Origin of the sequence: Moraxella equi, from assembly GCF_002027555.1 — a bacterium.
GTDB lineage: Bacteria > Pseudomonadota > Gammaproteobacteria > Pseudomonadales > Moraxellaceae > Moraxella > Moraxella equi.
The window spans coordinates 1-7267 of sequence record NZ_MXAP01000018.1 but is presented as its reverse complement, the minus strand read 5'-3'; the positions used below and the strand labels follow the sequence as shown (position 1 = coordinate 7267).

The window sequence follows — 7267 nt, the reverse complement described above, 5'->3', positions numbered from 1 at the left end:
TAAGTTCGGTTGGTATATTATGCTATAATATTCCACACTAATAATAAGGTTATGTTTTATTCATTCCAAAAACACAACCACATCGGGGCATGTATTATTATTTTGACATTTACAATAAAAAAATGATTTTATTATCAATAATTTATTTTAAATTCATCAAATAACCTCGTTAAACACGCCCCAACAACTCTTTTTATTCATCCAATTGTGGGGTAAACCATGCAAAAAATTACAACCATCGCCCTCATTGCAAGTGGGGCATTATACACATCCTTGACACAAGCAAAAAACCCAGTCGAGGTCAGTTTGGGTGTTGAGCGTTATCAGGAAACCTACCGAGAATATGAAAACGGCGAACGTTTCATGCAACAACAAGGAAACTTAAACGCATTTAACGGCTCTATCAAATACCATTTTAATGAAAAAGATGCCATCAAAATAGAAGGTAGATACGCCAAAGGTAAAGTTGATTATACAGGCGGAGAGAATCCCAGTTCAGAAAACCCTGAAGGCACCCCCTACGGTTCAGTTCATCAAAAAGGTGCACCTCGTCGCTCTTATGATATTCGTTCATTATATGTTTATGAAAAATCGATTCGCCCCAATGTCAGCATTATTGGTGAGTCTGGCTTGGGATACCGTGTTTTACAAGATTTAAGTGCTCGCATAGATTCAGAGGATTACAATAGAAAAAACAAAACCGCCTACACACAAATAAGCTTGGGTGCAAAAGTGGGGCTTGCTCATGGATTTGAATTTGCACCAAAAATCGCTTACAATCAAGGCATTTACGGTCGCCAATACTCTTATTTGAGTGATGGCACCATCACCTTAAAACAACACAATGCTCGTGGCTTTGAAATAGAATTACCCATCAGCAAACAATTTTCTAATCAAACCAAAATCAGTTATACTCCTTATTATCGTGGTTGGCGTGTCCCCACTTCTAGTACTTTTGAACGTGTTGAAACTGATGAAAACGGCGATTCAGGTGTAGCAACCTATAGCGAGCCCAAAAACCAAACTAACGAGGTCGGTTTTAAATTGCAATATTCATTTTAAGTGCCACTTGCGATATTGTCATCTCAATGACATTAAAACCAACAAAACTCAAAATTTCCCCATCCATCAATGATATGACACATTGTTTAGATTGGGGAATTTTGGTTTAGCCACACCGCACAAATTTAAAAGCCATATCTCCATAAACCAACTAAACCAAAAAATTAATACGATTTTGTAGGAGCAAATCACAATTTTATCTATATAGTGTAATGATTTGTTTAAATCACTTTTAAAGCTCCTTTGGTATAAATGCACCCATCAACCCTAAAATTTGACACAACTCATCAAAACAATTGTTATACACTCTATGTTGTCATAATGATTTTAATCCAGCTTTTTACATTTGTTCAGTACAAAATACCAATGCTACACCAAAATATGTTATAATTATCCGCTTTTATTCCCTTTTCATGGTCTGCCCACATGGACATCATTTTACAACTTTTTGATTTTATTTTACATATTGATGAGCATTTAGCCGTATTTTTGGCGGATTATGGCTTGTGGATTTATGGCATTTTGTTTTTGATTATTTTTGTGGAGACGGGCTTGGTGGTCATGCCTTTTCTGCCGGGGGACAGTTTACTCTTTGCAGTGGGGGCATTGGCGGCATTTACAGGCGAGCTAAACCCTGCCCTGCTGATCGCTCTATTGTTTGTGGCGGCGGTGCTTGGCGATACCCTAAACTACCACATTGGCAAATACATCGGTCCAAAGGTGTTTGAAAAAAACTACCGTTTTATTAACAAAGAATACCTATTTAAAACCCAAGCATTTTTTGAAAAACACGGTGGCAAAACGGTCATTTTCGCCCGCTTTTTGCCTTTTGCTCGCACCTTTGCCCCCTTTGTGGCAGGGGCAGGAACTATGAATTATAAGCGGTTTATCAGTTATAACGTCATTGGTGGATTTTTATGGATTACATCCTTTGTTCTGCTTGGCTATTTTTTTGGCAATCAGCCCGTCATCAAGGATAATTTTACTTATGTGATTTTTGGCATTATCGGGTTTAGCGTGTTGCCGATTGTCATCAGCTTTATCAAGCAAAAAATCAAGCCCATGGCTTAATCACTCATCTATTTTTAATCACTCATCTATTAGCGACAGGCATCATCATGACTACATTTAAAGACTTACTCTCCAAAGACGCCCAAACCCAACTCAAAGAAATGGGCGGTAAATCATCCACCAAGCCCGAGACCGACAGTAACGGCAAACCTACCAGTACCAATGTCATGGACAAAAAAGAAGTCGCCCAGCACGTCAAACGCTTTGGCAGTGAACTCATCGATGACGACAAAGTCCTGTTCATGCAAGCGATGAGCGGTGTCCGCCCCCTAAAACATGAAAAGTCGGTCAATCACGCCCAAAAAACCGACCCCAAAGACCCCACCGCCCTATTTCGCCGTGCCAATGCCGAAGGAGGCGATGAGCCAACCCAAGCCAGTTTATCCGACATGCAAGCCCTACTAAACCCCGTGGCGGGCGAAGCGTTTTTGAGCTACAAACACCCCACTTTGCAAAATAAAGTCTTTGAACAGCTAAGACAAGGCAAACTGCGTTGGTATGATGCGGTAGATTTACACGGCTCAAGCATTGATGAAGCCCGAGATGCCGTCCAAACCATCATCACCAATGCGGTCAACCATGGCGAAACCGTGGTCAAAATCGTCCACGGCAAAGGCACAGATGCCATCATCAAAACCTGTGTCAATGGCTGGTTACGCCAAATCGGCGATGTCATGGCGTTTGTCTCTGCCCCTGCGGGTGATGGCGGTAATGGAGCGGTGCTGGTGTTGATTAAGAAAAAGAAACTCGGTTAAATTTTAGGGCGTGCCTGCCTTTGGTATTTACAATGAAAAACGCCTATTGGAAAAAGCAGGGAAATCGCACGTTTTTCAAGGGAAAAACAAAGGTTGTGAGTTTTCTATCAAGCAAGTGTTTATTATGAAAAACAATCCGACCACTTAATTGTATAAATTTTAAGAATTTTACCTTACACCCAAGAAACTTTAAAATTACTACAAATACAATGATGTGTGGACGTAGGGGCGTGCTGAGCACGCCTTGTATAGTAATATCATCAAAGGCTGTGCAGAGCCAACCCCCACAAACCCGTGGTAAATATCAAGTTGGTTGAGTATAACTTTTTAAATTAAGTGGTCGGATAGCCATTTTTCATGCAAAAATTGATTTAAAATGTTATCAATGTTTAACACGTCCTAGCAATAATATGATATGATTTGGATAAATTTTGACAACTTGGTGTTTTTATGTTACCCATCATCTCTCGCTCCGCTTTGTGCTTGCTGACCTGTTTTGCCCTGCCTGCCTTTGCTCATGCCAATGACACCATGACATCAGACACGGACAGCCCCAACCTAGAACCTGAGAACAACACATGGCTTGATGACACCCGAAACGACACCAAAGGTTGGCTCAATCGCACCGCACGACACATGGACAGCTGGTTTGGCGAGACCGACCCTAATGAACCTGCTCGTGCGTCCATCCGTTTAATGCTTGACACGCATTATAATGAATATGATGGCACGACCGTCAAGCCCCGTATTCGTGGACGTATCAAATTGCCAACACTTGAAAATCGCCTAAGCGTGATGATTGGTGATGACGATTTGGACTTGGAGCAAGGGGGCGGTATCTATAATGATGGACGTGCCGTCACTTATGGCGACAGCACCTTTGACCGCCGTCAAAGTCGTGAAGACAACACATCGCTGGCTCTGCGTTGGTCAAAATTCCAAGACGACATCGGCATAGAGACGGATGCCGACATTGGTCTGCGGTCTAGTGATCTATATCTTAAACTGCGAGCCGAGAAAAAATGGGAGCTTGACCACCGCATTAACGCCCGCTTTGAACAGATGTATCGCTACGGCACCAAGAGCGAGCATTATGCCCTATCCACGCTTGAATTTAGCCAGCCCCAGTCCAAGCACCGCACGCTCGTCAATCGCACGCACCTATCCTATGCCCACAAAGACACCGAGGAGACCGCATGGAGTAACAGCTTGTACCAACAGCACTACCTAGACGGCAAGCACGGCACACGGGCGTTTAGCTATGGCATTTATACAGGGGGCGATGTCGCAGACAAGAAGTTTGAGCTCGACATTTATGGTCCTTATGTCAGCTATCGCCAACCTGTATGGCGAAAATGGCTGTTTGTGCAGACGGACATCAGTTATTATAATGACAAAAACCAAGACCGAGACCATCATTTGGGGGTGTTTAATCGCTTAGAAATGGTGTTTTAAGCGGATTGGCGATACAAAATTTACAACAATCCTACTTGTCCGCCCTTGTCATTTGTGTCATTTTCACGCATAATAAGCGGTGTTTTTTGTTTATAAAATGAGATTTACCATGTTTTATTTTAAAAAGTCCTGTTCTAAAAAACTCACCACATTGGCACTGTCCACACTTGCCATCTGTGGTACGACCGCCTTTGCCCAGCTTGATGTTAAAACCACCCAATCGGGGACAAAAAACACCTTTGACCCTACGTTGCTGACCACCGATGACAGCGACACCACCAGTCAGATTGACACCAAAAAAACCAGTAGCGACACCGCCACCATCAAAAGCCTTGAAAAGTCAGGCAAACGCTACACCAAAGTGGATTTGTCCGAATATGCCAAGACCGTAAACGAGTCCACATGGTCGCCCAACATGAAAGTCAATAGTGCCATGACTGTCAAGATTCAGGCACTGCTAGACCAGCACCATGCGTCTGTCGGGGCGATTGATGGCGGTTGGGGCAATAACAGCAAGAACGCCCTTGCCAACTTCCAACGCATGAAAAATCTGCCCGCCACTGGCAAGATGAACCAAGAAACATGGGACGCTCTAAGCGTGGGGGCGGATGACGTACTGGTCAGCTACACCATCACCAAAGATGACATCACCAAGTTTGGCAAATTACCAAGCAGTGTCGAAGCCCGCTCAAAACTTAGCGACCTAGGCTATGAGAGCATTCAAGAAAAACTTGCCGAACGCTTTCACATGCGTATCGACTATCTCACCAAAATCAACCCCAACAAAAAATTCGTGGCAGGCGAGAGCATTACCGTGGTCAATACCAAAGATGCCTTTGAAGGCGGTTTTGACAAAATCATCGCCAACACCGCAACCAACACCGTCACCGCCTACCAAGGCGACACGCTCATGGCAAGCTACCCTGCCACCATCGGCAACAGCAAAAAACCTGTCGAAAAAGGCGTTTATAGCCTAAACAGCAAGGTTAAAATGCCCCACTATCGTGCCACCGTCACCAAAGGCGACAGCAAACAAACCTTTATCCTACCCCCCGGTGCTAACAGCCCCGTTGGCGTGGTATGGATGAGCCTAGACAAGGCAGGTTATGGCATTCATGGCGTGAGCAACCCTGAGATTATCGGACAGCCTGCCCCGATTGGCTCTATCGGTCTGTCCAACTGGGACGTGTTAGAGCTGTATGCCAACGTCCAAGAAGGCGTGACCGTTGATATTAAGTAATCCCGTATTAGCCCACAAGTGATTTGTGGGCTTTTGTTGTCAAATCCAAATCCATTTAAACCCGTTCATCGTTAAAGGAAAATCCCATGTCCGAGCTGTCTTTTTCTGCCTTGACCGCCCTATCCCCCCTTGACGGTCGTTATGCGTCCAAATGCAACACCTTGCGTCCTTACCTGTCCGAGTTTGGACTCATTCACGCCCGTGTAACCGTTGAGATTCGCTGGTTACAAGCCTTGGCAAACCACCCCGAAATCAGCGAAATCACGCCATTTAGCCAATCCACCAACGACAAGCTAAATGCCATTGTTGCCAATTTTAGCGAACAAAACGCCTTACGAATCAAAGAGATAGAACGCACCACCAATCACGATGTCAAAGCGGTAGAGTATTTTTTAAAAGAGCAAATTGCCGATATTGATGAGCTTGCCAGTGCTGGCGAGTTTATCCATTTTGCCTGTACGTCCGAGGATATTAACAACCTATCGCACGCTCTGATGCTAAAATCAGGTCGTGATGTGCTAGCCCAGTCTATGCAAACCATCATTGATGAGATTGCCAAACTTGCTGACAACTATGCCGACACGCCCATGCTCTCTCGCACGCACGGACAGACCGCAAGCCCCACCACGCTTGGCAAGGAAATGGCAAATGTCGCCTACCGCTTGCACCGCCAATTAAAGCAGTTCAAAAATGTAGAACTGCTTGGTAAAATCAACGGAGCGGTCGGCAACTACAACGCCCACCTGTCCGCTTATCCCAACATTGACTGGGCAAAACACTCCCAAGGTTTTGTGGAAAGTCTGGATTTGACCTTTAACCCTTATACCACGCAGATTGAACCGCACGATTATATGGCGGAGCTGTTTGACGCGTTACGCCGTTTTAACACGATTTTGATTGATTTTAACCGTGATGTGTGGGGTTATATCTCGCTTGGTTACTTCAAGCAAAAACTAAAAGACGGCGAAGTGGGTAGCTCCACCATGCCTCACAAGGTAAACCCCATTGATTTTGAAAATTCCGAAGGCAACCTTGGCTTGGCAAATGCGGTGCTGGCTCACCTTGGCGAAAAATTACCGATTAGCCGTTGGCAACGAGATTTGACCGACTCAACGGTGCTTCGTAATATGGGCGTGGGTTTTGCCCAAAGTTTGATTGCTTTTGAAGCGTGCCTAAAAGGCATTAGCAAATTAGAAATCAATACTGACCGCCTAGCCGAAGATTTGGATAATGCCCAAGAAGTGCTTGCCGAGCCTATCCAAACCGTGATGAGACGCTACAACGTAGAAAAACCTTATGAAAAATTAAAGGCTCTGACTCGTGGACAAGCGATGACCCGTGAGATGATGGTAGGTTTTGTCAATGGCGATGAGCTGTCTGCCGTCCCTGCCGATGAGCGTACACGCCTAGCCGAGCTGACCCCTGCCACCTATATCGGTAATGCCGATAAACAGGCGAAGGCGTTGAAGGATTATTTGAAGTAACTAAAATAATTTGCATTAAAAAGGCGGTCAAAAACATGATCGCCTTTTATACTCAATTCACATCAAAATTATACAAAAACCGTTCACCCTGAGCTTGTCAAAGGGTAACGGTTTTTCCTTATCATGGTTCGACAAGCTCACCATGAAAGGAAAAACCTTTGTTGTGTTTTGAATAGAATTTGCTATACCAACCGAACCCA

The 7267-nt window shown here is 44.4% G+C and carries 6 protein-coding genes; all 6 read left to right on the top strand.

Annotated elements, in window-relative coordinates:
* Positions 1 to 219 precede the first annotated feature (219 nt).
* Positions 220 to 1062 carry a hypothetical protein gene (locus B5J93_RS01725; protein ID WP_079324141.1) on the top strand — a complete coding sequence of 281 codons (843 nt, stop codon included), beginning with the start codon at positions 220 to 222 and terminating at the stop codon, positions 1060 to 1062.
* 426 nt (positions 1063 to 1488) lie between these two features.
* Positions 1489 to 2133 carry a DedA family protein gene (locus tag B5J93_RS01720; protein WP_079324140.1) on the top strand — a complete coding sequence of 215 codons (645 nt, stop codon included), beginning with the start codon at positions 1489 to 1491 and terminating at the stop codon, positions 2131 to 2133.
* Between the two features lie 47 nt (positions 2134 to 2180).
* Positions 2181 to 2888 carry a Smr/MutS family protein gene (locus tag B5J93_RS01715; RefSeq protein WP_079324139.1) on the top strand — a complete coding sequence of 236 codons (708 nt, stop codon included), beginning with the start codon at positions 2181 to 2183 and terminating at the stop codon, positions 2886 to 2888.
* A 450-nt stretch (positions 2889 to 3338) separates the two neighbouring features.
* A complete protein-coding gene (locus tag B5J93_RS01710) occupies positions 3339 to 4343 on the top strand; it encodes a hypothetical protein (RefSeq protein WP_079324138.1) in 1005 nt (334 codons plus the stop codon).
* 109 nt (positions 4344 to 4452) lie between these two features.
* Positions 4453 to 5583: a L,D-transpeptidase family protein gene (locus B5J93_RS01705; RefSeq protein WP_158080660.1), complete on the top strand. Its 1131-nt coding sequence runs from the start codon at positions 4453 to 4455 to the stop codon at positions 5581 to 5583.
* Positions 5584 to 5669: 86 nt separating this feature from the next.
* On the top strand, positions 5670 to 7067 hold the full coding sequence (gene purB, locus B5J93_RS01700; RefSeq protein WP_079324136.1) for an adenylosuccinate lyase: 1398 nt from the start codon (positions 5670 to 5672) through the stop codon (positions 7065 to 7067).
* Positions 7068 to 7267: the final 200 nt, after the last annotated feature.